The sequence below is a fragment of the Rossellomorea vietnamensis genome (assembly GCF_008180415.1).
Classification (GTDB): Bacteria; Bacillota; Bacilli; order Bacillales; family Bacillaceae_B; genus Rossellomorea; species Rossellomorea vietnamensis_C.
In genome coordinates this window covers 592,696-619,277 of record NZ_VTEI01000002.1, presented here as the reverse complement: position 1 = coordinate 619,277, position 26,582 = coordinate 592,696, and the positions used below count along the sequence as shown (strand labels likewise).

The 26,582-nt window shown below is 41.4% G+C and carries 28 protein-coding genes; 22 read left to right on the top strand and 6 right to left on the bottom strand.

The window, feature by feature from the left end:
* Nucleotides 1-580 precede the first annotated feature (580 nt).
* Nucleotides 581-829 (bottom strand): ferredoxin, encoded by a 249-nt coding sequence (locus FZC78_RS05660; RefSeq protein WP_148938653.1) that lies wholly within the window; start codon nucleotides 827-829, stop codon nucleotides 581-583.
* 238 nt (nucleotides 830-1,067) lie between these two features.
* Between FZC78_RS05660 and FZC78_RS05655 the strand changes: the two genes are divergently transcribed.
* The 7 genes from FZC78_RS05655 (at nucleotide 1,068) to FZC78_RS05620 (ending at nucleotide 8,520) form a co-directional block, all read left to right on the top strand.
* The gene (locus tag FZC78_RS05655; RefSeq protein ID WP_148938652.1) at nucleotides 1,068-2,123 is read left to right on the top strand and encodes a helix-turn-helix domain-containing protein; all 1,056 of its coding nucleotides are present in this window, start codon (nucleotides 1,068-1,070) and stop codon (nucleotides 2,121-2,123) included.
* On the top strand, nucleotides 2,120-3,607 hold the full coding sequence (locus FZC78_RS05650; RefSeq protein ID WP_148938651.1) for a RecQ family ATP-dependent DNA helicase: 1,488 nt from the start codon (nucleotides 2,120-2,122) through the stop codon (nucleotides 3,605-3,607). Before FZC78_RS05655 ends, FZC78_RS05650 begins: the two co-directional genes overlap by 4 nt.
* A complete protein-coding gene (locus FZC78_RS05645) occupies nucleotides 3,604-4,203 on the top strand; it encodes a CPBP family intramembrane glutamic endopeptidase (protein ID WP_148938650.1) in 600 nt (199 codons plus the stop codon). The genes FZC78_RS05650 and FZC78_RS05645 overlap by 4 nt, the downstream gene beginning before the upstream one ends.
* Nucleotides 4,200-4,877, top strand: a complete 678-nt coding sequence (locus tag FZC78_RS23495; RefSeq protein WP_187444813.1) for a LysM peptidoglycan-binding domain-containing protein — start codon at nucleotides 4,200-4,202, stop codon at nucleotides 4,875-4,877. The genes FZC78_RS05645 and FZC78_RS23495 overlap by 4 nt, the downstream gene beginning before the upstream one ends.
* A 655-nt stretch (nucleotides 4,878-5,532) precedes the next feature.
* The gene (locus FZC78_RS05630; protein WP_148938647.1) at nucleotides 5,533-6,060 is read left to right on the top strand and encodes a phosphatase PAP2 family protein; all 528 of its coding nucleotides are present in this window, start codon (nucleotides 5,533-5,535) and stop codon (nucleotides 6,058-6,060) included.
* Nucleotides 6,061-6,110: 50 nt separating this feature from the next.
* A complete protein-coding gene (locus tag FZC78_RS05625) occupies nucleotides 6,111-7,259 on the top strand; it encodes a glycosyltransferase family 4 protein (protein ID WP_148938646.1) in 1,149 nt (382 codons plus the stop codon).
* Between the two features lie 784 nt (nucleotides 7,260-8,043).
* Complete coding sequence (locus FZC78_RS05620) at nucleotides 8,044-8,520, top strand: YpbF family protein (RefSeq protein ID WP_252183517.1); 477 nt, start codon at nucleotides 8,044-8,046, stop codon at nucleotides 8,518-8,520.
* Nucleotides 8,521-9,086: 566 nt separating this feature from the next.
* On the opposite strand, the gene cotJC is transcribed toward FZC78_RS05620, so the two are convergent.
* From cotJC to FZC78_RS05600, 3 genes are read right to left on the bottom strand one after another with little or no spacing between them, the layout of a single operon-like run.
* Entirely contained in the window at nucleotides 9,087-9,656 is a 570-nt protein-coding gene (gene cotJC, locus FZC78_RS05610) for a spore coat protein CotJC (RefSeq protein ID WP_148938645.1), read from the bottom strand.
* Nucleotides 9,657-9,686: 30 nt separating this feature from the next.
* A complete protein-coding gene (locus FZC78_RS05605) occupies nucleotides 9,687-9,947 on the bottom strand; it encodes a spore coat protein CotJB (RefSeq protein WP_148938644.1) in 261 nt (86 codons plus the stop codon).
* A 5-nt stretch (nucleotides 9,948-9,952) separates the two neighbouring features.
* Nucleotides 9,953-10,171 carry a spore coat associated protein CotJA gene (locus FZC78_RS05600; RefSeq protein ID WP_113928680.1) on the bottom strand — a complete coding sequence of 73 codons (219 nt, stop codon included), beginning with the start codon at nucleotides 10,169-10,171 and terminating at the stop codon, nucleotides 9,953-9,955.
* A gap of 156 nt (nucleotides 10,172-10,327) precedes the next feature.
* On the opposite strand from FZC78_RS05600, the gene FZC78_RS05595 reads away from it, so the two are divergent.
* The 7 genes from FZC78_RS05595 to FZC78_RS05565 all read left to right on the top strand — a co-directional run bounded on the left by FZC78_RS05595 (nucleotide 10,328) and on the right by FZC78_RS05565 (nucleotide 16,915).
* Complete coding sequence (locus tag FZC78_RS05595; protein WP_148938643.1) at nucleotides 10,328-10,960, top strand: CBS domain-containing protein; 633 nt, start codon at nucleotides 10,328-10,330, stop codon at nucleotides 10,958-10,960.
* A 47-nt stretch (nucleotides 10,961-11,007) separates the two neighbouring features.
* Complete coding sequence (locus FZC78_RS05590; protein ID WP_148938642.1) at nucleotides 11,008-11,391, top strand: hypothetical protein; 384 nt, start codon at nucleotides 11,008-11,010, stop codon at nucleotides 11,389-11,391.
* Nucleotides 11,385-12,155 carry a metallophosphoesterase gene (locus FZC78_RS05585; RefSeq protein ID WP_148938641.1) on the top strand — a complete coding sequence of 257 codons (771 nt, stop codon included), beginning with the start codon at nucleotides 11,385-11,387 and terminating at the stop codon, nucleotides 12,153-12,155. The genes FZC78_RS05590 and FZC78_RS05585 overlap by 7 nt, the downstream gene beginning before the upstream one ends.
* An 82-nt stretch (nucleotides 12,156-12,237) precedes the next feature.
* Complete coding sequence (locus FZC78_RS05580) at nucleotides 12,238-13,143, top strand: MerR family transcriptional regulator (protein ID WP_148938640.1); 906 nt, start codon at nucleotides 12,238-12,240, stop codon at nucleotides 13,141-13,143.
* 182 nt (nucleotides 13,144-13,325) lie between these two features.
* On the top strand, nucleotides 13,326-13,880 hold the full coding sequence (locus tag FZC78_RS05575; protein ID WP_187444812.1) for an adaptor protein MecA: 555 nt from the start codon (nucleotides 13,326-13,328) through the stop codon (nucleotides 13,878-13,880).
* Between the two features lie 367 nt (nucleotides 13,881-14,247).
* A complete protein-coding gene (locus tag FZC78_RS05570) occupies nucleotides 14,248-15,525 on the top strand; it encodes a Glu/Leu/Phe/Val family dehydrogenase (protein ID WP_148938638.1) in 1,278 nt (425 codons plus the stop codon).
* Nucleotides 15,526-15,952: 427 nt separating this feature from the next.
* Nucleotides 15,953-16,915, top strand: a complete 963-nt coding sequence (locus FZC78_RS05565) for a YpdA family putative bacillithiol disulfide reductase (RefSeq protein ID WP_148938637.1) — start codon at nucleotides 15,953-15,955, stop codon at nucleotides 16,913-16,915.
* Between the two features lie 102 nt (nucleotides 16,916-17,017).
* Here FZC78_RS05565 and FZC78_RS24150 read toward each other — a convergent pair whose 3' ends face one another.
* Together FZC78_RS24150 and FZC78_RS05545 are read right to left on the bottom strand one after the other, a co-directional pair.
* Nucleotides 17,018-17,269 (bottom strand): hypothetical protein, encoded by a 252-nt coding sequence (locus FZC78_RS24150; RefSeq protein WP_252183516.1) that lies wholly within the window; start codon nucleotides 17,267-17,269, stop codon nucleotides 17,018-17,020.
* Between the two features lie 401 nt (nucleotides 17,270-17,670).
* Entirely contained in the window at nucleotides 17,671-18,651 is a 981-nt protein-coding gene (locus tag FZC78_RS05545; RefSeq protein WP_148938636.1) for an asparaginase, read from the bottom strand.
* A gap of 110 nt (nucleotides 18,652-18,761) precedes the next feature.
* Here FZC78_RS05545 and prsW point away from each other — a divergent pair, with 110 nt between their 5' ends.
* From prsW to rpsA, 8 genes are all read left to right on the top strand, one after another.
* Nucleotides 18,762-19,448, top strand: a complete 687-nt coding sequence (gene prsW, locus FZC78_RS05540; protein ID WP_148938635.1) for a glutamic-type intramembrane protease PrsW — start codon at nucleotides 18,762-18,764, stop codon at nucleotides 19,446-19,448.
* Nucleotides 19,449-19,818: 370 nt separating this feature from the next.
* Nucleotides 19,819-20,679, top strand: coding sequence for a spore cortex-lytic enzyme (gene sleB / locus FZC78_RS05535; RefSeq protein ID WP_148938822.1), 861 nt, complete (start codon nucleotides 19,819-19,821; stop codon nucleotides 20,677-20,679).
* Between the two features lie 14 nt (nucleotides 20,680-20,693).
* Nucleotides 20,694-22,040 (top strand): germination protein YpeB, encoded by a 1,347-nt coding sequence (gene ypeB, locus FZC78_RS05530; protein WP_148938634.1) that lies wholly within the window; start codon nucleotides 20,694-20,696, stop codon nucleotides 22,038-22,040.
* 768 nt (nucleotides 22,041-22,808) lie between these two features.
* Complete coding sequence (locus FZC78_RS05525; protein WP_148938633.1) at nucleotides 22,809-23,459, top strand: flagellar brake protein; 651 nt, start codon at nucleotides 22,809-22,811, stop codon at nucleotides 23,457-23,459.
* Nucleotides 23,460-23,583: 124 nt separating this feature from the next.
* Nucleotides 23,584-23,775 carry a YpfB family protein gene (locus FZC78_RS05520; protein ID WP_148938632.1) on the top strand — a complete coding sequence of 64 codons (192 nt, stop codon included), beginning with the start codon at nucleotides 23,584-23,586 and terminating at the stop codon, nucleotides 23,773-23,775.
* Nucleotides 23,776-23,972: 197 nt separating this feature from the next.
* Nucleotides 23,973-24,650: a (d)CMP kinase gene (gene cmk, locus FZC78_RS05515; protein ID WP_148938631.1), complete on the top strand. Its 678-nt coding sequence runs from the start codon at nucleotides 23,973-23,975 to the stop codon at nucleotides 24,648-24,650.
* Nucleotides 24,650-25,231, top strand: a complete 582-nt coding sequence (locus tag FZC78_RS05510) for a lysophospholipid acyltransferase family protein (RefSeq protein WP_148938630.1) — start codon at nucleotides 24,650-24,652, stop codon at nucleotides 25,229-25,231. The genes cmk and FZC78_RS05510 overlap by 1 nt, the downstream gene beginning before the upstream one ends.
* Nucleotides 25,232-25,350: 119 nt before the next feature.
* Nucleotides 25,351-26,490 carry a 30S ribosomal protein S1 gene (rpsA, locus tag FZC78_RS05505; RefSeq protein WP_148938629.1) on the top strand — a complete coding sequence of 380 codons (1,140 nt, stop codon included), beginning with the start codon at nucleotides 25,351-25,353 and terminating at the stop codon, nucleotides 26,488-26,490.
* Nucleotides 26,491-26,582: the final 92 nt, after the last annotated feature.

The following is a 26,582-nucleotide window of genomic DNA, read 5'->3' as shown; positions in this document are numbered from 1 at the left end:
GAGCACATTTAGTTGGTGAATCAGGGAAATTTTTATTTTATAGTGTTATATGGAAAAAAAGGAAATTTCTCCCTCTAATTTTAGCTATTTAAGGTACGAATTATTAATTAAGGGGTATTCTTCCCTCTATTTTAAAAAGTTGTTTTCGTATATATTTATGCTTTCAAAAAATCCCAAGAGCCGGATTTTCCCCTGGATACTAAGAGTTTACTCTCTAATCGCGGGAGAGCAGCTCTTTTCTTTTCGTTATTACAAGATTATTCTTTAATGATCAATTTCTCGGAATTTGCATTAAATAGCAACAAAGTTTAGAAAAGAGCCTTTTAAAAAGTACAGACTGCTTGGTTCAGGCCTGCTATGAAATGTTCTTAAGGTCAATAAAGGGGCTGGGTACTCATAACAAATATCAGTTAGAAAATAGCCTTCAGCCAAGAAGGGAGTTGTGGACATAGAGATTTTTGGCTGAATTTCAAACAGTGAATCTCTCCCAGGACATTCACTGTTTATTTGGCATAAAAAAATTCTCCGGTACTTAGACACAAAAAAAACGGCTGAGAGTTCCAGCCGTTACACATGATATCTATTCAAATTTCAAAGCGTCTCCGTTGAACGGCTCATCTGCAACCTTGATGGAATCCGTAGGGCAGCCTTCGAAAGCATCGATCATATCATCTTCGAGTACATCAGGTACTTCAACTGTACCTTCGTTATCATCCAGAACTACAAATGCAATACCTTCATCATCGTAATCATAGATGTCTGGAGCAGCAGCGCCGCAAGCCCCACATGCAATGCATGTATCTTTATCAACAATCGTATACTTTGGCAATGAAAAAACCTCCTGAAAAATGGTCGATATTGTTAAGTATCATACACTTGTTCCAATAAGTGTATTAATATTCATATTATTATTCTAATGGTGATTCAGAAAACTTTCAATAGTTAAGGTACCCATCGGTGATAATTTCTATCTTGGTTACTGTAAAGTTAAGTAGGAATAAGTCGCAAAATGTCGGTTTCGTGATACAATAATTTAAATAAGAACAAGTGTTTAAAGGAGTTAGCATATGACCTATATCGAGGCTGTCGTGTTGTATTGCCTTAAGGAAATCAAAGGGGAGAGAACCATTTTCTCCATATTCCACTTACTTAAAGGGAAAAGGTCTTCCCAAACTATACAGGATGCTCATTTATACTCTTTGACTTCTTTGTTTTATTCTTATCCTCCGATTGACCGGGACAGCTTTACAAAAGTGGTTTCCAGTCTTTATAAGAAGAAGCTGATTGCTGAGAGTGAGGCTGAAAAATACATCCTTACAGAAGAAGGAGACCAGCAATTAACAATCTTTTTTAATGAGAAGCCCTTTCCTGCGTGGTTAAACGGCTGGCTGTATGGGTCAACGGTGGAAGTTCTTTGGAAAAGGCTGTCCCTTTTAGTTCAGGTCCTGTCTCATTACATAAGAGCCAGTCAGCGGTATTATCCTGTTCAGAGAGAGCGAGATGTTCAAACATGGATAAAATCATTTCTTAATGAACCGCCCGTTCCGTTTAAGCAATTAAACAATTCGTTATTTACAGATATAGTGTCTTTAGCCAGACAGGAATCTTTTCCGGATGATCCTGATCTTCTGATCTGCCGGCTTACTGGCGGGGAATTTATAGGCCTTACAAGAGGGCAGGCAGCTGATCGATTGGGTATGGAGGAGGATGAATATTGGTACCGTTTTTTGAATGTGCTGCATTATACAGCAGGAGAAGTAACCTCAGAAAAAACAAAGTATCCTGTACTTTATGCCCTTGTTACAGATTTAGTGCCTGAAATTACGCTGACTCAATCCAGTGAAGAAACGTATAAGCTTTTAAAACGAGGCATGGATATAAAGCGGATTTCTGAATTGAGAAGGTTGAAGGAGAGCACTATCGAGGATCATGTAGTCGAAATTGCACTTAATGATAAAGTGTTCTCTATTGAACGTTTCGTCCCTGAAGCTGATATAGAGCATATTCTTCACATAGCCAGAAAAGTGAAGATGCGGAAATTGAAACCGATAAAGAATGCTTTGCCGCAGCTTTCCTATTTTCAAATCAGGCTTACTCTTGCCAGGTATGGTGATCAAATATGAATTTGCAAAATGAACTGAATAAATGGTTTGGTTATAAGGACTTCAGACAGGGACAGGAAGAAGTGATACAGTCGGTGCTAAAGGGGAAAGATACGATTGCGATGCTTCCAACAGGCACTGGTAAATCCTTGTGTTATCAGCTTCCTGCGTATATTACTGGAGGGACGGTGCTGGTGATCTCCCCTCTTTTATCACTGATGCAGGATCAGGTGGAGCATATGAAGGTTATGGGAGAGAAGAAGGCTGCCGCGCTGAATTCGTTTCTTGATTTCCGGGAAAAGAATTATTTATTGAATAACCTTGGAAAGTTCCGTTTCATCTTTATTTCTCCTGAAATGTTGATGGGAGAGAAAGTGATAGAAAAATTGAAAAGGATAACGGTTTCTCTATTTGTCGTTGATGAAGCTCATTGCATTTCCCAGTGGGGCCATGATTTCCGTCCGGATTACCAACGCTTGGGAGAAGTAAGGAAACTGCTTGGTTCTCCGGTGACACTTGCCTTGACAGCAACCGGAAATAAGGAAGTGCGGGAAGATATTAAAGACATCCTGCGAATGAAGGACATTCAGGAAATTGTCTATTCAGCAGACCGGCCCAATATCAGTCTGGCCATCACCAACGTTTCTTCCTATCACGAGAAGATGGAACTTCTTCTGGAATATGTCTCTGCCTTTCAAAATCCTGGAATCATTTATTTTTCCAGCAAAAAGATGGCCGAGGAGACAGCTGTTTGGCTTAAACAAAACGGTCTTCATAAAACCGCTTTTTATCATGGTGGAATGGAACAGGAGCAGAGGATCCTCATTCAGCAGCAATTCCTTCATGGCCAGCTTGATATTATTTGTGCTACAAGCGCATTTGGCATGGGCATCAACAAACCCGATATCCGGTTTGTCATTCACTTTCACCTTCCAGCCAGTGCTGAAGCTTATTTGCAGGAGGTTGGAAGGGCAGGAAGGGATGGAGAGAGAAGTATTGCAATGCTTCTCTATTCTCCAGGAGACGAAGGACTATTATATCAAATGGTAGACAATGAAATGCCATCAGATTTCCAGATTGAAGAGTATTTTAAACAGGCTGGAATCAAGGCAGACCAGGAATTAATGGACCTGCTTGGGTTGAATGAAATCCATTTTAGGTTTTTAAGCTTTTATAACCAGGTATATATAAATAGAACCAGGGATTCAGTTCCCGATGCTGGCAATGCTGCTTCATTTGTGAAGAGGATTAGAGACGTGCGGATGGAGAACAAGCGTATGAAGATTGGTTTGATGGCAGGATGGGCTATGGATGACGGATGCAGAAGAAAAGGGATTCTGGAGATGTTCGGAGAGGAACCGAGAGTGCTTCAAGAAAAGTGCTGTGATTCCTGTGGCTTGGATTACAGGGAATTTAAAGGTAATCATTTTCCTGATACCCCGACAGAAAATTCTTTTACATGGGAAGAACAGCTGCATAATATGCTGTTGAACAGCGGCTTATGAAAAATAAACAAAAAGAACTTGTCATGCAGATTACAGATCGTGAGTTAACCTTTCATCTCTATGCCACTCAATTAGTCCTATTAACTTTAGCTATTATTACGGGTATATTTTTATATGACGATATTTCAGATTTTATCAGTCAATTTGCCTGGAATCGTCAAATCTTGCAATTTGGAGTAAGCAGCGGAATCGCCATCGTCATCATAGATCTTCTTTTGATGAAGCTGCTGCCAGCAAAGTATTACGATGACGGGGGTATTAATGACAGGATTTTCCGCAATAGAAGCATGATTCATATCATGCTTCTGGCAGCTGTTATCTCAGTATGTGAAGAATTATTATTCAGGGGAATCATTCAATATCATTTTGGTTTCTTTGCAGCAACCCTCATTTTTGCCCTTGTTCACATCAGGTATTGGGGGAATTTGTTCCTTATTATCAATATTGTCCTCCTCAGTGCCTGGATTGGATTGGTCTATGAATGGACAGCCAATCTCGCTGTCACTATGGTGATGCATTTTATCATCGACTTTTTATTAGGACTAACCATTAAGTATCAAGCAGAAAATCAAGAAAAAAGAAGGGATGTTTTATGAGAAGAGATCCTTATCGTGCTCAAGCGGAAAAACTCCGACAGAAAATTGAAAGAGTGGAATCCGTGCCAGAGCAGGAAGTTAAACAGAAGAAATCACTGCCAAAAAGAAGTGATATACATCAGGAGAAAAGGAAGAAAATCAAGTACCCTCTTATAAAAGGAATGCTGGCATTTTTTGTCCTATTACCAGTTTTAATGTATGGTCTTTATTCATCCTTAGATGTTAGTGGAAATGAGAACAGAAATGTTGTTACAGAAGAAGGACAGCCGGAAGAAGTTACTTATGAAACAAAAGAAGTGAAAGAAAAAGTAGAAAGCGAAGTAGCTTCGGAAGAAAAAAAGGAAGCTGTTGACTCTGAACCAGCATCCGCAACCGATGAAGCTGAAGAGACTGTGCAATCAAAAGAAGTAGAAAAAGAAGCTCATACTGAAGATGTATCTGATGAAAACCTTGTTCAATTAAATGATCAGGAAGAAACAGTTCAAGAAGATGAATTCGGAGCAAATGTGCAGGTTATAGAGCACACTGTACAACCTCAGGAAACGTTATTCCGAATAGCTATGAATTATTATAAGTCTCAAGAAGGAATCGACAAAATCAAAGAATGGAATAATATTGATCATCATGATCTGGAAGCAGGACAAGTACTTAAGATTCCTCTTCCTGTGGATTGATGCTTGAAGAAATCAAAGCCTCATAAAGGGTATTTCTTTATGAGGCTTTTTTGTTGTGTAAGAAATAAAAAATTACGCTCTGGGTGGCTTAGCCTTTAATATCCACAACCAGCGTCAGCGCCTGAGGGTCCGTACCCACTAGAACGGACTTAGCCCCTCGAAGTCAATTAACCCAAGAGATAAAAGGATAGACCGGCTTTTTTTGTTTGGAGCATGTGCCTGTCAGGGCTGATCGAGGTGCTTCGCTTTTGTTCTTGTGAACTTGTCCAGGGCAGCTAAAGGCGTGTATCCAAACGAGGCAGGTGGGTACACGCGTGAAGCAGTAAGATCGAAGACATGTACCCAAACGAGGCGTTTGGGTACATGAGTGAAGCAGTGAGCCCGAAGACATGTAACCACACGAGGCGCTTGGGTGCATGAGTGAAGCAGTAAGGCCCAAGTTATGTATTCAGAGTCTACCCTTTTTGTGAAAGATCTTTCAGCACATCTTGACCGGTTTATAGACTCACCCCAAATGCTGCTGCTGAGTTTCCCAAAGACACTATAAGCATAGACGTAATACAGACACCTTAATGAAATATTTACATTCTGTTACAAATACACTAACAAACTTCCCATACAATAATAATGACAACAGTTAGAAAAGGGGATGCGTATGGAAAGGGTAAGATCGAGGATTTTTCATTATGATGAAAGCCTGTTTTACCATTTTAACGGACATCAAGGATTTATTTTATCTTTCTTTCATATGATTACTCACTTGGGAGGGGCAAGATTCACAATCAGCGCCATGCTGGTTATGTACCTGCTGGCTGAACAAGGAACCTTACTTAGGGAAACGGTGATCATTTCCATGTTTGCACTAACGGTCAGTCACTTGATTGCAGCGGGAATCAAGAAGCTTGTCAAAAGAATTCGTCCATACGCAGCTTTGCCCAACGCGAATTTATATGGCCATCAATTCAAAGATCATTCCTTTCCTTCAGGACATACAACCGCTGTTTTTTCCATTACAGTACCCTTTATGATTCATTATCCTGCATTCATAGTTGTTTTATTACCAGTTTCCTTGCTTACTGCTGTATCCAGGGTGGTGTTGGGCGTCCATTATCCCAGCGACATCTTGGCCGGGTCTTTCCTTGGCACAGTGACAGCCGTAGTGATATTAATTCATTTTTATTAAGAAGTGTTTGGGAGTGTTATCTAAAAAGCTTCATTCAGGAGGGGATAATATTGAGAATCGCTGTTTTCTCAGATACTTATGATCCACAGGTGAATGGTGTAGCCAGAACGCTGAAAAGACTGACTGATCATATGAAAAAGAGAGGGGTGGAGTTTGAACTATTCGTCCCTGAGCTAGGTAATGATGGCCGGACTTATCCCAATATTCATCAGCACATAAGCTTCCCTTTCTTTTTCTATCCTGAATGCAGAACGGCCATTGCCAATCCAAGAAAGATTGAAAAAAGATTAAGAGAGTTTTCCCCTGATCTTATTCATCTGGCCACTCCTTTAACGATGGGCCTGTATGGCCTTCACGCATCCAAAAAGCTGGGGATACCGATGGTCGCTTCCTATCATACTCATTTTGACCGATATCTTGATTACTACAAAATGTCTTGGATATCACCCTTTTTATGGAAATATATGAAATGGTTCCACGCTGATTGTGAGAAAATCTTCGTGCCTTCCGTAGAAACCCTGGAGCATCTGGAACAACAAGGTTTGAGCAACCTTTCCATCTGGACGAGAGGAGTGGATTGTAACCTGTTCACTCCAAAGAAGAGAAATCCAGAAGTAAGAAAAAGATATAATATCACAAAAAGGTATGTCATTCTTTTTGCCGGAAGGCTCGCTCCTGAAAAAGATCTTGACACCCTGATAGCTGCGATTGAGGGTCTCTCTCCGCAGGTAAAAGAACAGGTTCATTGGCTGATTGCTGGAAATGGCCCCTGTCACCAGGAAATCAAGAAAAAAATCCAGGAAGAAAATGTTACGATGACAGGTTATTTAAACAGCCAGGAACTTTCTGAAGTTTACGCATCATCAGATTTATTTGTTTTCCCGTCACCAACCGAAACGTTCGGAAATGTGGTTCTCGAAGCAGCTGCTTCAGGTATTCCTTCTGTGGTGGCGGACGAAGGAGGAGTCACTGGCCTCATCAAAGATCAATTCAACGGCGTGATCTGTCCGGCTCACTCCAAATCCGATTTTATAAAGGCAGTTGAGTATTTGATTAAAGATGAAGCTGCCCGAAAAAGAATGGGGCAGAATGCAAGATCTTTTTCGGAAAAGCAATCCTGGGAGAGGATCTTTGACGGGCTGCTCAATGAGTACGGAGAAATAGTAGACGAACATAAAGAGATCAGACAGCATGCCTAGAAGTGCAAGCGCCTCTATTGGCATCCAATCTGTCGCTGGATCTGGATCAGAAACGCTGTCTGTTTTTTGATCTGAAAATTTTATACTTTTTCAAGTTTTATAGAAGGGGGCACAGTAACGGGTTCTTTTTTCGAGTACAAAACATAACACACCAAAAGGAGTGTCAAATCCATTGGTTTTGCCACTCCTTTTTTGGTGATTTAACGGTATTCTTGCTGGTAAATCTGTTCAATTGGTAAAACAAAATGCACCCTAAATAGCAAATGACAGAACTTTTTGTTCTTCAAAATCTGTCGCAAAATTTCCTATACACTTTCAATCTCATATTAATATGAAGGAGAGTTGTTAATTCTAAAAAATCTAGCAATGATTTGATTGGTACGGAAGGTGCGTGACCTCCTGCGGGACTAGCGTGACAGGTGAGACCCCGCAGGCGAAGCCGAGGAGGCTCACCGCACGCCCCGCGGAGTCACGCACCTGGAGTGGAGATCAATAGACATTATTATGGGGGTACGGATAACTCAACCATTTCTTAGAGTAGTTAGAAGTTTGTACTTCAAAACAGAACCCGTTAGGGGCACAGCTCCTTTTTTTATTTATGAATTTATACAGTTTAATGCTTTTTGTTTTACCCTTTTACGTAAGAGAGCTCGCTGCCAGCCCGGCGGAGTCGAGCCATTACTTTTAACAGTAACAGCAAACATTATGAAAAGAGCCTTTTAATAATATGTTAAAATCTCCTTCTATTTTCAGGACAAGTTCATATATTGGTAACAGAAGATAAATGGACTTTGAGGTGAAAGCGATGAATCCGCATATTTTAAAACTTAATGACAGGACTGATTTGGCGACAAAACAGATGCTGCATAATGTTATCGATAAAAAACAAAAATGGGACAAGTTTAAGCGCCTCCACCTTCTGCTGCTGTGGAGCAGCGTCTTTCTTGCTTTCTGTTTCCTATATTACTTCTATAACAAAATCATCGATCCATATTCTTATTCTTTTGAAGCTGTATTCTCTGCTGTTTTTTCTAAAGAAAGCCACCTGTATATATTTCTTTTCCTTGTCGGAATGTTTGGTGCAGTGAGAGTCCTTTATACGAAAAGAGAAAAGGCCGAAAAAGAGTACCATGCGCTAAGAAGTGAAATCATTGATCGGAGCAAGGATCTATGGAAGGAAGACTCATGGAAAAAAAGGAATGAAGTATACGAACTGATGAAAAAAGAGTGGGATATCAATTTATACCATGTGAGCAAGTAGGTCAGAGGATTCTCTATGAATTATGCGGAAAGAAAGAGAGCCTGCAATAGCTGCAGGCTTTGTCTTGCTTAGGAAATTATAAAATTAATTATTGTGGACAACGTTCAGAGAATAAAAGGAATGAGCACCTTTTTTTTCTCTGAGGAACATTTGCCTGTCGGGGCTGACCAAGGCGCTTCCGCTTTTGATCCGTCCAGCTGCAGCGCCTAGCCCCTCGGGGTCAAATAACCCTCAGAGAATAAAAGGAAAGAGCACCTTTTTTTCTCTGAGGAACATTTGCCTGTCGGGGCTGAMCAAGGCGCTTCCGCTTTTGTTCCGTCCAGCTGAGCGCCTAGCCCCTCGGGGTCAAATAACCCKCAGAGAATAAAAGGAAAGAGCACCTTTTTTTCTCTGAGGAACATTTGCCTGTCGGGGCTGAACAAGGCGCTTCCGCTTTTGTTCCGTCCAGCTGCAGCGCCTAGCCCCTCGGGGTCAAATAACCCGCAGAGAATAAAAGGAAAGAGCACCTTTTTTTCTCTGAGGAACATTTGCCTGTCGGGGCTGAACAAGGCGCTTCCGCTTTTGTTCTAAAATATTTTCTTTCGGTCCCGCTCATCTTTTAGGATTTCAACAGCTTCCCTGAATCTTTGGGAGTGGACGATTTCTCTTTCCCTCAAGAAACGAAGACCGTCATTTAAATCTGGATCGTCACTCATGTTGATAATCCATTGATAGGTAGCTCTGGCTTTTTCCTCAGCAGCAATGTCTTCATATAAGTCTGCTATCGGATCGCCTTTTGCCTGAATGTAAGATGCGGTCCAAGGCACTCCAGCAGCGTTGTGGTAGAACAGGGCATTGTCATGGTTCACATAATGCGGTTCCAGTCCTGCTTCCTTAAGCATTTCTGGCGTTGCGTCCTTTGTTAGTTTATAAATCATCGTTGCAATCATTTCCAGATGAGCAAACTCTTCTGTGCCAATGTCAGTCAGCAGCCCAATGACTTTGTCAGGTATAGTATAGCGCTGATTTAAATACCTCAGAGCCGCAGCGAGTTCTCCATCAGCACCTCCGTACTGTTCAATTAAGTATTTGGCAAGTCTGGGGTTGCAAGTGCTTACTCTTACTGGATATTGCAATTTCTTCTCATAAACCCACATGTAGATAATCTCCCTCCTTGTTAATAAAGTTTATACCTGCCATGGCCAAGGTGCTTCTGGCCATTCGTAGGGATATCGAGAGTAGCTGTACCCGAAATTTGTCAGCATGCCAAACCTTTCCTCAAAAGCTTTTTTTATTTGTTTCCGCTGTTTTACGAACTGATTGTACTGCTGGATGGCATTTGAATCATCAGGATGTGTATCCAGATATAATGTGAGCTCGACGATGACAAAATCGGCTGTCTGCAGTTCTTCGAGCAATTGATAATATTCAGCAGGCATTTGTTTCATCAAAATCACTCCTTGTATTTTTCATAAGGACTGTAATATGGATCATAGAATACCTTCCATAGTGTCCCAGCCTTCAAAGCTTCCTTTGGAGTGAATTGCGGCAGGTCCGGAGGCTGGTAGCCCAAATAAAGGTTGGGAGGAGTAGAATAGGTTTTTACTTTAATAGGCGGACACGGATCGAAAGGGGAAATATAAGGTTTGTAGCTTTTATACAAACTATGCAAAGCAATCCCTCCAGAAATTAGTAATACCTATTAGATTGTATGAGTGACATAGTAATACATTCCAAAAGTTTTAGTTTTGCTACGTTAAAAAGCAGGTATTTACCGAATGAGTGGTGAATTATAATAATATAGTTAATTTTAAATGAGGTGATAGGTATGTTTGTGAAAAGTGCGATGATTCCAAAACACAAATGTTATGTTGTCCAGGAAAATGATACTGTTGAAAAAGCATTGGACGTACTTGAACATCATCAGATAGATGGTGTACCGGTCCTTTCAGGAGATCAATATGCTGGAGTTGTAACACGATATAATATTTATCAACACTTTTTCTCTTCAGAAAAATTAAAAGCTGATTTCGTCAAAGAAACCCTTGTGAAGGACATTGTCACTCACCATGATAAGTATCTGGTCGGAGATGAAATGTTTGAGAAAACCCTGCTTGAATTACAGGACTTCCCAATTTTGTCCGTTGTGGATGAGGAAAGCAGGTTTCTTGGACTGGTTACGCGTTATGATATTCTTGAACAGTTCCAAAGTGCTTTCGGCATGCACCGTGAAGGAATCCGAATTGCCTTTACTTCAGTAGAAACAGAAGGCCGGATCGCGCGTTTAGGCGAGATCATCCAGCAGCATCATGAATCCGTTATTTCTTTGGTCACATTTGATGCCACGGATAAACTGCTGCGACGAATCGTACTGAAGATTGAAAAGAAAGACAATATCGATAAGTTTTTGAAAAAACTTGAGAAATCTGGTTTCCGGATTTTAGATATTACTGAAGACTAAATTCATTAAAAAAGATCCCTCTCATAAGATTTATGGGAGGGATTTTTTTGCTGGTTTATCTACTTAAAATTTTTATGTCCTTAATAACAGGGTATCTATTTATAATGTGGTGCCCTGTAATTGAATTATTGAGCTTCTCGGATATCATCGTGAAGCTGGTGTTAAATCCTATTCAGTTCTTTGCTTCTTCAATTGCCTTTATGGCGGGCGTCCTTGTCAATGCCGACCTCATCAAAAAAGAATTCCTTTTGCTGGCACATTTTTTTCAGGGAGAGTATTCATTTGAGGTTCTCGCCATACCGCTGCATATAGCCGGACTCTGCTTTCTAAGCACAATCGGAATATGGCAGACACTCTTATTTTTATGTTTGGCTTTGTTTTATGGTATGATTTCTGTAGATTTTTCAAAGAGCAGGAGGGCTCCATGGTAGTGTTCATTGGAATTATATTAATTAGCGGTTTATTACTGCTGTTATATATGCTGAGAGAAGCATTTCTTAATAAGGTTAAAATAAATGAGCTTTCCTTTAAAAATTATCCAGAGAATGCCTCGCCGCTGAGTATTTTCTTTATTTCGGACGTCCATAGAAGGGCGATTCATGACAGTCTTATTGAGAAAGTTGAAGACCGAACGGATATAGTTGTCATTGGCGGAGACCTGACTGAAAAAGGTGTCTCTTTTGACCGCGTCAGCAAAAATATCCATAAACTGAAAAAAGCAGGTCCTGTATACTTTATTTGGGGTAACAATGATTATGAAGCCGGCATAGAGGAATTCCGAAAATTATTAAAGAGCTTAGATGTTACAGTACTGGAAAATTCATCTGTGCTCCTTAAAGCAGGTTATGAACATCCAATCGCCTTGGTTGGCACGGAAGATCTCAGCTTAGGAAGGGACAATGTGGAAAAAGCGTTTGAAAATGTTCCTGAAAAAACATTCCGGATCCTCTTTGCCCATAATCCCGACACAATAAAGAAATTAAATAAGCAGCATAATATCAGTTTAATGCTGAGCGGGCATACTCATGGAGGGCAAATACGTATCTTTGGATTTGGTATGTATCAAAAGGGAGAAATCCGGACCGTGGCTGGGACAACTATCCTCATCAGCAATGGTTATGGTACGACAGCATTACCGCTAAGGCTCGGTGCACCACCTGAAACCCATTTAATTACAATAAAAGGAAAATCATAGAGAGTTAGAGGAGTACTTTAATTTTACAGTTGTAAATCACTCCATTATAATTTTAATACATGGTACATTTGGAGGATTTTAAATGACACAGCAATCTGAAGGAAAATATAATATTAAAGCTATTTCCAAAATGCTTGGTATTCAGCCTGGAACTCTAAGAGCATGGGAAAGAAGATATAAGATGATTGCGCCTGTCCGGAATGAATCCGGACACCGTTTATATTCAGAAGAACATTTACGAGTATTAAAATGGCTGGTAGGCAAAGTGGAACAGGGCTTTACCATCAGCCAGGCGGTTTCGCTACTGGACAAGCAGGGCCTCACAGAGGAAACAGATACGGCAAGCCCCACTGGCAATAGGGTAGACGACTTAACGGAAGAATTGATGCAGTCCCTGCTGAAATTTGATGAGAGCAAGGCCCATCAGCTAATGAACAGGGCATTTTCAATGTATACAATTGACAAAGTGGTTATTGATGTTCTAGGGACGTTGCTTGTTAGAATTGGTGATTTATGGGAGCACAATCAAATTACGACTGCCCATGAACATTTTGCTACTGCTGTATTAAGGGCCCGTATATCAAATCTTATGCAGACATTTCCTCATAACGGACTGCTGCCTAAAGTTGTAGCCGTGTGCGGACCGAATGAACACCATGAGCTGGGGCTTCTCATGTTTACGCTTTATGTGAGGCGGAAAGGCTTTGAAGTGATTTATCTTGGATCTAGCATCAAGGAAGAAGATATGGAAGTGGTCATTGATACCGTGAAGCCCCGTTTTCTTTTTTTATCTTGTACGATGAGGGAAAATATCGACCAGACACTTGGTGTGATCGATCAGCTGCAGAAAACGAAAGACTTCGTGCATGTAGGCATCGGCGGCCTTGCCGTCAACTCGCTGCCTCAACGAATAAAAGAGGCATACAAGGAAAACCTTGTAGGGTCAAGCAAAGAAGACTGGGACTCCTGGTTGAAGACAAATCTATAAAGATTGCCTCCGGCTCAAACGATAGGTACTGTTTGAGCCGTTTCTTTTTATATGCAGGGATGCATTCATCACCTTTCTTTGGAGCATTCACTGCCTCTAAATACATCCTCCGGCGATTTGCGAACCTTCTTTTTCCTCTTACATACTATGTTGGTAACCATTCATACTCAGGGGGCGGAAAAATGAAGCTTGAGAGGTTATCGAGTAATACAGTAAAGTTTTCCATAAGTATAGCCGAATTAGAAATGAAAGGTATCCTAGAGGATGACCAGTGGAAAGATTCATTGGTTTGGCACGAATTTTTCGAAGGATTGATGGATGAAATGTACAATGAATACGGAATCGATCTTGAAAGCACCGTCACAGTGGAAATTAATTCAGTTAATGCTAGTGAGATGGTTCTAATATTGACTTTAAGTGAAGAGGGTTTCTTTGAAGATGATCCTTTTAAGGAAAAGGAAACAGTGGATGAAGATCTTCTGTTATATAAGTTTGGGTTGTTTGAGGATGTTTTGGCCTTTACTTACACCCTGAAATATGAAGATTATGAGGAAATCTCTCTTTATTTCAAGGGAGAAAGCTATTATCTGGAGGTTAATGGAGGAAGCGAAAGGCTGGCGTCTTTAGCCGGAGAATACGGGGAGAAGGCAAGAGAAACCATTCATACATTGAAGGAATATGGAAGTAAAATCATAGACAAAACATGCCGGGAAACTTTGTTGCAATACTTTCAATAACTGAACGTTCAAGGGGGCAGGAAGTACAGCCTCCTTTTTTGTGCAGTTCTGCTCTTGAATAGGAATTGGATAGTACGTTTCAGCTTTGTCCTCAACTATAAAAGATTGTATTCTTTGAAGGGATTCCCCAAAAGTCAGGGTAATCCAATAAAAAGATTCATTATTACGAATATGAACGACTCTTTCGGGTAAAAAACTATGGAAGAAGATACAGAATGATAAGGTATTCAACAGGTATGACAGCGTTTACAATAAAATGATTTTTTTTATTTTAGTATCTTTGCAACACCATATCTAACGTGTATACTATTGCTTGTAAAGACGGACGTGTTTCCGTAATACAGTGAACAAACTGGGAGGTTTACTAATGGTAGCCGAGAAAGATGCAGCAAGCAACAATCCTGAAGATAAAAATGATGTACTGAAATCGACTCAAACCGTAATTCAGCTAGCTCTGGAAAAACTGGGATATTCAGATGAAGTATTCGAGCTTCTTAAAGAGCCATTGAGAATGCTTACAGTTAAAATACCTGTCCGAATGGACGATGGAAAAATAAAAGTGTTTACTGGTTACCGTGCACAGCATAATGATGCGGTCGGCCCCACGAAAGGCGGAATCCGCTTCCATCCGAATGTGACTGAAAAAGAAGTGAAAGCTCTTTCCATTTGGATGAGCCTGAAATGTGGAATTGTCGATCTTCCATATGGTGGAGGAAAAGGAGGAATCATCTGTGATCCCCGCGATATGTCCTTCAGGGAATTGGAAAGATTGAGCCGCGGTTATGTCCGCGCCATAAGCCAAATTGTGGGGCCTACTAAAGATATTCCGGCTCCTGATGTTTTCACCAATTCACAAATCATGGCGTGGATGATGGATGAATACAGCCGGATAGATGAATTCAACTCGCCAGGATTTATTACAGGAAAGCCGCTGGTCCTTGGAGGGTCGCATGGCAGGGAAACAGCGACTGCCAAAGGGGTAACAATATGTATCAGGGAAGCAGCGAAGAAGAAAGGCATTGATATTGAAGGAGCGAGAGTCGTCGTTCAAGGATTTGGCAATGCCGGAAGCTTCCTCGCAAAGTTCATGCATGATGCAGGGGCTAAAGTCATTGGTATCTCGGATGCATATGGCGGCCTCCATGACCCGAATGGTTTGGACATTGATTATTTACTGGACAGGCGTGACAGTTTTGGAACGGTTACAAAGCTCTTCAACAATACTATATCAAATAAAGAATTACTCGAACTTGATTGTGATATCCTGGTTCCTGCAGCAATCGAGAACCAGATCACAGAAGAAAATGCGGCAAATATCCGCGCGGGTATCGTTGTTGAAGCGGCCAATGGCCCAACTACACTTGAAGCTACCAAGATCCTTACAGAGCGGGGAATCCTTCTAGTGCCGGATGTATTGGCTTCTTCAGGAGGAGTGACAGTTTCCTACTTTGAGTGGGTACAGAATAATCAGGGGTACTACTGGACAGAAGAAGAAGTCGAAGAAAAGCTTGAAAGGATACTTGTGGCTTCCTTCAACAATGTATATGAAGCTGCTCAAACCCGCCGAGTGGACATGAGGCTGGCAGCTTACATGGTAGGCGTTAGAAAAATGGCAGAAGCCAGCAGGTTCAGGGGCTGGATCTGATTTGTAAAGGCGGATGTCTTAATACAGGCATCCGCCTTTTTTATTCCACGGATATAAAAAAAGGCTGATTTCGTATATATTGTTGTTTTCGGATGTCCACGGAACCTGAGGTATTACTTTCTAATCGGGGAAAGCAGCTCTTTTCTTTTCCTGTTTACGAGGTTACACCTATGAATTATGGTTATTTTTTCGGAATTAGTGTGAAATAGCGGAAAAGCCTTCTAAAAAAAAGAACATATATCCAAGAAAGTGTAGCTGCATTTTTGTTTGGAATAATTAAAATCATTTTTGCGGGCACCTAATGTTTTGCATCTCCGCTAAAATTCTCCTATCATATTATGGTAGGAGAATTTTTTATTAATGAGTAAATTAGTTATGATATAGATTAGTGAATGAGCGATGAACGACCTCAAGAGGAGTGAAGGCAATGAGACAAGAAGAGTACATTATAGTCGGCGGAGGTCCTTGCGGATTGTCAGCTGCTATTGAATTAAAGAAGATTGGGATAGATCCGCTAATTATTGAAAAGGGCAATGTGGTCAATGCTATCTACAATTACCCTACCCACCAGACATTCTTCAGTTCAAGTGAGAAGCTGGCAATCGGAAATGTGCCCTTTATAATCGAACAGCATAAACCAAAACGGAACCAGGCATTGGTCTATTATCGTGAAGTGGTAAAAATGCATGATTTAAGGATAAATCGATTTGAAGAAGTGGAGGGTGTTTTCAAGTTGGATGACGGCCGGTTTTCTGTTAAGACTTCCAAAGATGAGTATAAAACCCGGAAGGTCATCATTGCCACTGGATATTATGATCACCCTAATAAATTGGATACAGAAGGGGGAGACCTTGAAAAGGTATACCATTACTTCAAAGAGGCCCACCCTTATTTTGATACAGATGTGACAGTCATCGGAGGCAAGAATTCTGCCGTTGATGCAGCCATAGAATTGGAAAAGGCAGGTGCTCGTGTGACGGTCCTTTACCGGGGCAGTAATTATTCCAGCAGCATCAAACCTTGGATTCTGCCTGAATTCGAAGCTCTGGTCAAAAACGGGAAAGTGGTGATGGAATTTGAAGCAGAAGTCAATTCCATTACTCATCACAAAGTAAGCTATACGGCAGCGGGTGTACCCAAAGAGATAAAGAATGATTTTGTTTTTGCAATGATCGGGTACCATCCGGATCATTCATTTCTTGCCAAAATGGGCGTAAACATTGACCTGGAAACGGGAAGGCCGGAATTTAACCCTGATACAATGGAGACCAACGTAAAAGGGATTTACATTGCCGGTGTGATAGCGGCTGGGAACAATGCGAATGAAATCTTCATTGAAAACGGCCGTTTTCATGGCGGGATAATAGCAGATGCCATAGAGAATTCCTAATAAAAGGCCGGAAACCAGGTAACTGGTTTCCGGCCTTCGACATTGCTTAGGAAATTATTAAATCACCCTCTGTTGATGCTTATTGCTTTTTAATCCTCGTCTTCAGCGCCTGAGGGTCCGTACCCACTGGAACGAACTTAGCCCCTCGGGTTCAAATAACCCAAAGAGAATAAAAGGAAAGAGCGCCCTTTTTTCTCTTTGGAACATTTGCCTGTCGGGGCTGATCAAGGCGCTTCCGCTTTTGGTTCGTCCAGCTTCAGCGCCTAGCCCCTCGGGGTCAAATAACCCAAAGAGAATAAAAGGAAAGAGCGCCCTTTTTTCTCTTTGGAACATTTGCCTGTCGGGGCTGATCAAGACGCTTCCGCTTTTGGTTCGTCCAGCTGCAGCGCCTAGCCCCTCGGGGTCAAATAACCCTCAGAGAATAAAAGGAAAGAGCGCCTTTTTTTCTCTGAGGAACATTTGCCTGTCGGGGCTGAACGAGGCGCTTCCGCTTTTGGTTCGTCCAGCTGCAGCGCCTAGCCCCTCGGGGTCAAATAACCCTCAGAGAATAAAAGGAAAGAGCGCCTTTTTTTCTCTGAGGAACATTTGCCTGTCGGGGCTGAACGAGGCGCTTCCGCTTTTGRTTCGTCCAGCTGCAGCGCCTAGCCCCTCGGGGTCAAATAACCCTCAGAGAATAAAAGGAAAGAGCGCCTTTTTTTCTCTGAGGAACATTTGCCTGTCGTGGCTGAGAGAGGCGCTTCCGCTTTTGATGTCAATTAATTTTTAAAGATATCTTCAAGTTCTTTTAAGCTTGGTGCACTGGAGGTTGACAAGGCTACTAGCAGTTTCATTCGTGCCTTTTGGCCATTTAAGCCGTTTGAGAAAATCACACCCATTTCTTTCAGCTGTTTTCCTCCGCCTGCATATCCGTAAATATCCTGGGCGATGCCGTTAAAGCACCTGGAAACAAGAATTACAGGAATCTCAGAGCGGAGAAGACGCTCGACTCCCTCTACAGCGCCCGGGGGAAGGTTTCCCTGCCCCAGTGCTTCTGTGATCACCCCGTCATAATGAAGGTCCTTCAGAGCAGACAGCAGGGATGAATCCATACCGGCATGTGCTTTGATAAGAGCAATTTTCTTAGAAACGGATTTTACCGGATATTTCTCAAGTGACGTAGGTTTATGGTGAAATATCACTCCGCGCTTAGTGACAATTCCTATGGGACCATATTGCGGGCTTTGAAAGGTGGAAACATTGCTTGTATGGGTTTTCGTTACATTTTTAGCAGAATGGATTTCGTCATTCAGGACGACGAGAACGCCTTTATCAGCAGAGTCTTCATTAGATGCTACCTTAACCGATGATAGAAGGTTATAAAGTCCATCTGCGCCAATTTCATTGCTCGACCGCATGGCGCCGGTTACCACAATGGAAATGGGCAAGTCGACAGTTAAATCGAGAAAATAAGCTGTCTCCTCAAGAGTATCGGTTCCATGCGTAATGACAACTCCTTGAATTTTGTTTTTCTTGTATTCTTCTTCAATGATCTTTTTCAGCTGCAGCATATGATCTGGTGTTATGTGCGGGGAAGGCAGGTGAAATGCTTCCTTTACTGTTATGTCAGCCAGCTGGCTCAGGGATGAAGAATGTGCGGACAAAGGATTTTCTTCACTGGGCTGGACTGAACCGGTGGCCGCATCTTCCATCATGGAAATGGTCCCGCCTGTATGTATGACTACTATATGTTTTTTCATAAATAATCTTCATCTCCTTCGAATATATTTATGTAATTACATTCGGATATTTTCTTTCTTCCTTCTACATGATACGATTAAGAAAACAGAAAGAAAAGAGGACAAATTATATGCTGGTGATTTTATCAGCTGGTTTTGCACCGGGGCTGGCATTGCTCAGCTATTTCTATCTGCGTGATGAATTTGAATCAGAACCGGTTTCCTTCATCATAAAGACGTTTATGTATGGTGCAATTCTGACTTTTCCCCTCATGTTCCTGCAATATGTATTGCAGGCAGAGGCCGTTGTTTCTTCACCATGGATCCATGCTTATTTTTCCGCAGGACTTTTAGAAGAATTCTTTAAATGGTTCATATTGTTTTTTGCAGTCTTTCAGCATGTTGAATTCAACGACCCCTATGATGGAATCGTTTATGGAGCAAGTGTCTCGCTTGGTTTCGCTACTGTTGAAAATATTTTATATCTTGTTGCGCATGGAGTTGAATTCGCCATTGGAAGAGCGCTTCTTCCTGTTTCCGCACACGCATTATTCGGTGTAGTCATGGGGTATTATCTCGGCAAAGCCAAATTTGCCGGTAACAATATGAAAATGAGAAGTATCTTTATCTCATTCTTTCTGCCATTCCTTCTGCATGGGACATATGACTTCATCCTTGGTTCAGGAAAGAATTGGATATTTTACATGATTCCCTTCATGCTGTTTCTATGGTGGACCGGCCTCAGGAAAATCAAGAGTGCACACCGATTGACCACTTCACATTATGACCAGAATATCGATAAAAAGATCTCAATATAGGCCTCTCATTCAGTAAGAACTGAATTGGGGGCCTTTTTGATTTGGGTAGAAAGGAAAGTAGAAAAGCTGCCTTGGTGTATTGCCTTTTTTCTCTTGAGAACATTTGCCTGTCGGGGCTGGACAAGGCGCTTCCGCTTTTGTTCCGTCCAGCTGCAGCGCCTAGCCCCTCGGGGTCAAATAACCTCAAGAGAATAAAAGGAAGACCGCCTTTTTTTCTCTTGAGAACATTTGCCTGTCGGGGCTGGACAAGGCGCTTCCGCTTTTGTTCCTTATCCTTCCAAGGCGGAAATTGAACTCCTGAGTATGTATAAAATGGGTTTTACTACAGAAACTAGAGCTAATGTTAATACAAGATTTGGAGGGTAGTATGATGAAAAAACGCATTAAGTTGTTAACGATCTTTCTGCTCATGGTCCTTATATTAACAACTTTATCATTCAAGGACGAAATTGACCACGCAGGTGCATTTTCCAATCAGGTGGTCCAAAAAGGGGCAACTGGTGAGGATGTCATTGAACTTCAATCACGCTTGCAATACGTCGGCTACTATAATGGTAAAATCGACGGGGTTTTCGGCTGGGGTACATACTGGGCCCTCAGGAATTTTCAGTATGAATTCGGCTTGCCTATTGATGGTCTTGCCGGGCAGGAAACAAAAGATAAACTTGTTAAAGCATCCAAATATAATAGAGAGTTTGTGAAGAAACAAATTAATCAAGGTAAGAATTTCAGCCATTACGGAGGCACCGATTTATCCAGCCAATCGGAAGGCGGAGGAAAAACGGGGGGAGGAGGAACCCCTGCGAAGCAAGGAACTTCTCCACAGCAAGCAGAACAGCCAAAACAGCCAACTGCTGTCAATATGCCGAACGGGTTCTCGCAGAATGATATTCAGCTCATGGCCAATGCGGTTTACGGTGAAGCCAGGGGTGAACCGTATGAAGGACAGGTTGCGGTTGCGGCAGTCATTCTAAATAGAATTGACAGTCCGTCATTTCCCAACACAGTTTCAGGTGTGATATTTGAACCAGGTGCCTTTACGGCAGTGGCAGATGGTCAAATATGGCTCACACCTAATGAAAAGGCGAAAGAGGCAGTGATGGATGCCATTCAGGGATGGGATCCTTCAGAGAACGCACAATATTACTTTAATCCTGTCACGGCAACTAGCAAATGGATCTGGACAAGACCTCAAATCAAAAAAATCGGGAAACACATATTCTGTAACTAAAGAGGTGAATAAAATTGATACGAGGTATAATAATTGCAGTTCTGACAATCGGAGTAGCAGGAACAGCGTATTGGGGTTACCAGGAACATCAAGAAAAAAACGCCATACTCATTAACGCAGAGAATAATTATCAGCGTGCATTTCATGAGTTGACCTACCAAATTGATCTGCTGCATGACAAAATAGGGACTACTCTTGCGATGAATTCCAGGAATTCGCTCTCGCCGGAATTAGCAGACGTATGGAGATTGACCTCTCAGGCACATAGTGATGTTGGACAGCTTCCGCTTACGCTTCTTCCGTTCAACAAAACAGAAGAGTTTTTAGCCAATATCGGGGATTTTAGTTACAGGGCGGCAGTGAGGGACTTGGACAAAGAACCTTTGTCTGATGAAGAATACAGTACCTTGCAAAAACTGTATGAGCAAAGTGCAGATATTCAAAAAGAGTTAAGGAATGTTCAGCATCTAGTCATCGAGAACAATCTACGCTGGATGGATGTCGAGATGGCGCTGGCTACTGGTGAAGAACAGGCCGACAATACGATAATCGATGGTTTTAAAACGGTCGAAAAGACGGTTGACGGGTATGATGAAGCCAACTTTGGAGGACCAACGTTCGTCAACACTCAAAAGAAAAATGATGATTATAAGAACTTAAAGGGTGATCCGGTTTCAAAACAAAAAGCTGTCGATATTATGAAGAAATACACAAGAATCAAGGATGTAAAAGAAGTGAAAGTAACCGAGAATGGAAAAGGATCAAACTTCGGTTTTTACAGTGTGTCAATGCAAAATACGGACAGCGAAGCAAGTATGGATGTGACCAAGAAGGGAGGATATCCGATTTACTTTATTCATAATCGTGATGTAAAAGAAAGCAACATCGGTTTGAATGAAGCGGCAAATAAAGCGGTATCTTTCCTGAAAGAAAACGAGTTCAAAGATATGGAATTGTTTGAGAGTGCTCAGTATGACAATATTGGGACGTTTACTTTCGTCACTATCATTAATGGAGTGCGGGTATACCCTGATGCCTTAAAACTGAAGGTGGCACTCGATGATGGGCAGGTAATCGGATTTGCAGCAGAGGAATTTCTGAAAAACCATCAGGACCGGAGTATACCTGAACCGCAGATCACAAAAAGTGAAGCGGAAAGTAAGATCAATCCGAAAGTGAAAATTATGGAAGACAGACTGGCTGTCATTGTAAATGATTTGAATGAAGAGGTATTATGTTACGAATTTTTAGGAATGCTTGGCAACGATACTTACCGAATTTTTATCAATGCAGACAGTGCCATTGAAGAAAAAGTAGAAAAACTGAAGAATGCAGAACCAATCTTTGAAGAGACAGTATAAGATAAAGCAGGCAGCAGGTATGATCCAGCTGCCTGCTTTTTTTATTCCTATTAAAAATTCTTTTTCCCGCAGAAACTGTTTTGGGCACACTGTTTATACGGGGAAGCTTAACAGAAGGGTTTACTGGCAGATTGTGCTTTCCTAGAGGAGTGAGTATATAAGTTATAAGTTGCCGGGCTATTATGAGAATATGCCTTCACCGCCAGTTGCTGGTTACATGAGCTGCATGGTTTAAATAGGCTGTTTTCGTAGATATTGTTGCTTTCGGAAAAATCCCAAGAGCCGGATTTTTCCCCGGATACTAAGAGTTTTGACTCTAAACGGGAATAGCAGCTCTTTTCTTTTCGGTGTTACCAGAATTCATCTCCGTAATAGGGTTATTTTTCAAAATTAGTATAGAATAGCAACAAAGTTTACGAAAAGAGCCTTTAAATAAGAAATTGTAAGTAACAGATACATGAGTTGAGAACATTTTATAGGAAACATGTGAGTTGGCAGGATACACCCAGTATTCTTATTTGAATTAATTTATCTAGGGGAATGCCTGAGTCTTTAAAACGGAGGAGCGTACATAAATAAGCATTGGATCTTAACAGTATAGCGAACACCATAAAATTCCAGATTGAAATAACCAAGTAGGTACAAACTCATAAAAACTATGGCAGAATCTGAAGAATCATGCCATAATATACCTATAAAAGGTGTTGGTTGAATTTTGGAAAATCTCATCACAGCTTGCAATGCTGCAAACGTATAGGAAGTGTAGTTATGTTGAAAATAGGAACCACTCTGACTTTAGAGCCAATCCAGACGGAAAAGTCCGAAAAGTTCAGATGTAAAGCCGTTGAATTCAAAGACTCTAAGCTGTATATTGATTACCCTGTCCATACGGAAACGGAAAGGACAGTATTTTTAATCGATGGTACCCAGTTGAAAGTTAGCTTTGTTTATAATGAAACAACTGTCTTTTCTTTCGAAACAGAAGTCACTGGAAGAAAGAAAAGCAATATTCCGATGATCTGCCTTCATTATCCTGGTGACGATGAACTGGTTAAAGTGCAGCGAAGGCAGTTTGTAAGGGTTGAAACTTCCGTGGATGCAGCTGTCATTACCCCGACAGCATCTTATACGACCATCACGACAGATCTCAGTGCAGGAGGATGCGCGGTCAAGGTTCATAAAGATCATAATTATGAGGCGGGAATGGAAGTGGAAATTATTCTGGTTTTGCATATGCAGACAGGAGAATACCATTATTTTAATGTTCCCGGAAAAGTTGTCAGAGTTTGGGATAAAGGTTCTGGCAGGATTGCATCTCTAGAATTCAACGAACTTAAGGACAATCAACAGCAGAACATCCTCCGTTTTTGTTTTGAAAGACAGCTTACCTTAAGAAATAAAGGGCTGGTCGAATATTAAAATTATATATAAAAATAAGTGCTAAAGAAGTAAAGGCTGAAGATTAGAAGCTGAAGTTTGAAAGAATAAAAATCGGCAGGATAACCCATACTTTTAGTAAATCCTAAATGAATGGAAGATAAAAGTGAAAGCGATCGAACGAATACTTATCAAACTGGCATTTATTCATTTTATCCTGCTTCTTGTTATACAAATGGCCTTCCATGCATTTCAAGTTCTGCCGGAAATGAATAAATTGGCATTTTATGAAGGTGTGAATAAGCAGGAGCATGCGGAAATTATCGAGGTCTTGAACAACGGGACAGAGGGAGACTGATTGCTCTCTCTTTTTTTTGTTGCTTTAAATAATGTTATCTTGAATGGACTTAGCCCATCGGGGGCAAATAACCTGAAGAGAAAAAGGCAGGATAAATGAGATTCATGCAGAATGGAACATTGTATGTGTGTAATTATATTTTTATGTTAAAATATACGAGGATTTAAGGAATAGAATATAAAAGTGGGTGTGGTCTTATGGAAAAGAAATTAAGGATTGCAATTGACGGCCCGGCAGCTGCCGGAAAAAGTACGGTTGCGAAAATCGTCGCTGAGAATCTTTCATATATTTATATTGATACAGGGGCAATGTACAGGGCAATTACCTATAAAGCTATACAACAAGAGGTTGACTTAAATGATGAAGACAGCCTGCATGGACTGCTGCTTCAAACAAAAATCGATTTGGAACCTGGCCAGGAAGGACAGCTTGTTTACATTGATGGGAATGAAGTAACACATGAGATCAGGCAGAATGATGTGACAAATTCAGTATCTATCACTGCCAAACATCGCCTTGTCCGGGAAGAGATGGTCAAAAGGCAGCAGGAACTTGCCAATGAAGGTGGAGTGGTGATGGATGGCCGTGATATCGGCACACATGTTATCCCTGACGCCGAAGTGAAAGTGTTCCTGCTTGCCAGTGTAGAAGAGCGGGCAAAAAGGCGGCACAGTGAGAATACAAGAAAAAACATTTCTTCTGACCTAGAACAGTTGAAAACTGAAATCGCGCAAAGAGATAAGCTTGATTCCGAAAGAGAAGTTTCTCCTCTGAAAAAAGCAAGCGATGCAGTTGAAATTGATACTACTTCATTGGGAATCGAAGAAGTAGCCGCCGAAATCCTGAAATTGGCATCAGAAAGGACTGGCACCTGATGAAATTTTATTATTTTGCAAAAGGTGTGGTGAAAAGCATCCTGGGACCTCTCTATAGAATAGAGGTACAGGGGACAGAACACCTCCCCAAAGACGGAGGAGTGCTTCTTTGCAGTAATCACATCAATAATTTGGATCCCCCTGTAGTGGGCATTAGCTGTCCAAGACCGGTGGCATTTATGGCAAAAGAAGAATTATTCAAGGCGCCGATCCTGAAGCAAATCCTGCCGCACGTACATGCCTTTCCTGTAAAGAGGGGAATGAGTGACAGAGAGGCTCTCAGGACAGGAATGAAAATTTTAAAAGAAAATAATGTTTTAGGCCTTTTTCCTGAGGGTACTAGAAGTAAAACCGGAAAGTTAGGTAAAGGGCTTGCTGGTGCGGGATTCTTTGCATTGCGGACGGATGCTGCTGTGGTGCCCTGTGCCATCATTGGCTCCTACAAGCCTTTCAGAAAACTGAAAGTAGTCTTCGGGCCGCCTGTCGAGATTGAAGGACTCCGTACTGAGAAGGCAAACGCTGAAAAAGTTACTGAAGTCATAATGGCAGATATCCAAAAACTTTTGGATGAGCATGATTGAGGTTTTCTGCTTGACAAATGAGGCTATTTATTAGAAGTTAATAGAAAGAATATTTTTAAAGAAATGTGAATTCATTCACTTTAAAAAGATTAGCAGTCATGGATTAAGGAGGAGTACATATGGTAGAAGACATGAACCAAGTGGAAGTAAATAACCTTGAAGCAGGTGACAAGGTTAAGGGAACAGTCACGAAAGTTGAAGAAAAGCAGGTCCTGGTAGATGTAGAAAGCAGTAAAGTGGACGGCATTATCCCAATCAGTGAATTATCCAGCCTCCATATTGAAAAAGCTTCTGATGCTTGCCAGGAAGGCGATGTACTTGATTTAATCGTAACAAAAGTAGAAGAGGAGCTTTTAGTCCTTTCCAAACGCAAAGTCGATGCTGAAAAGGCATGGGACGAAATGCAGAACCGTTTCGAAAGCGGGGAAGTATTCGAAGCTGAAGTGAAGGATGTTGTAAAAGGCGGCCTTGTTGTCGATCTTGGTGTCCGCGGATTCGTTCCGGCTTCACTTGTAGAAGATCACTACGTTGAAGACTTCAGTGATTATAAAGGAAAATCACTTACATTTAAAATTGTGGAACTTGAAAAAGATAAAAACCGCTTAATCCTTTCTCACCGTGCTGTCGTTGAGGAACAAAAGGAAGAGCAAAAGAAAGAGGTCCTGGACAAAATCCAGACTGGCGAAGTGCTTGAAGGAACAGTACAGCGCTTGACTGATTTCGGTGCTTTCGTAGATATCGGCGGTGTTGACGGCCTTGTCCATATCTCCCAGCTCTCACATGAGCATGTGGAAAAGCCATCCGATGTAGTAACGGAAGGCCAGCAGGTCAGTGTTAAAGTACTGTCCGTAGACAGGGATAATGAAAGAATCTCCCTTTCTATTAAAGAAACCCTGCCTGGTCCATGGAATGACATCGCAAGCAAAGCCCCAAAAGGTGAAGTGCTTGAAGGTGAAGTGAAACGCCTTGTATCTTATGGTGCGTTCGTAGAAGTATTCCCTGGAGTAGAGGGCTTGGTTCACATTTCTCAAATTTCTCACAAACATATCGGCACTCCTCATGAAGTACTTGAAGAGGGCCAAACTGTGAAAGTTAAGGTGCTTGACGTTAACGAAAATGATCAGCGTCTGTCATTGAGCATCAAGGAATTGGAAGAAAAGCCTGTTGATGACTATGATAATTATGAAATGCCTGAAGAAAATACAGGTTTCCAGCTTGGTGATATGATTGGGGACAAATTGAAGAATTTTAAAAAGTGATTAGTAAAAGCCGGCCATTTGTGGCCGGCTTTTTTTGTGTTTACTAGTGGGTGGAAAATGGCTAGAAGTGAAGAATAGAATTCGCTGGGGCT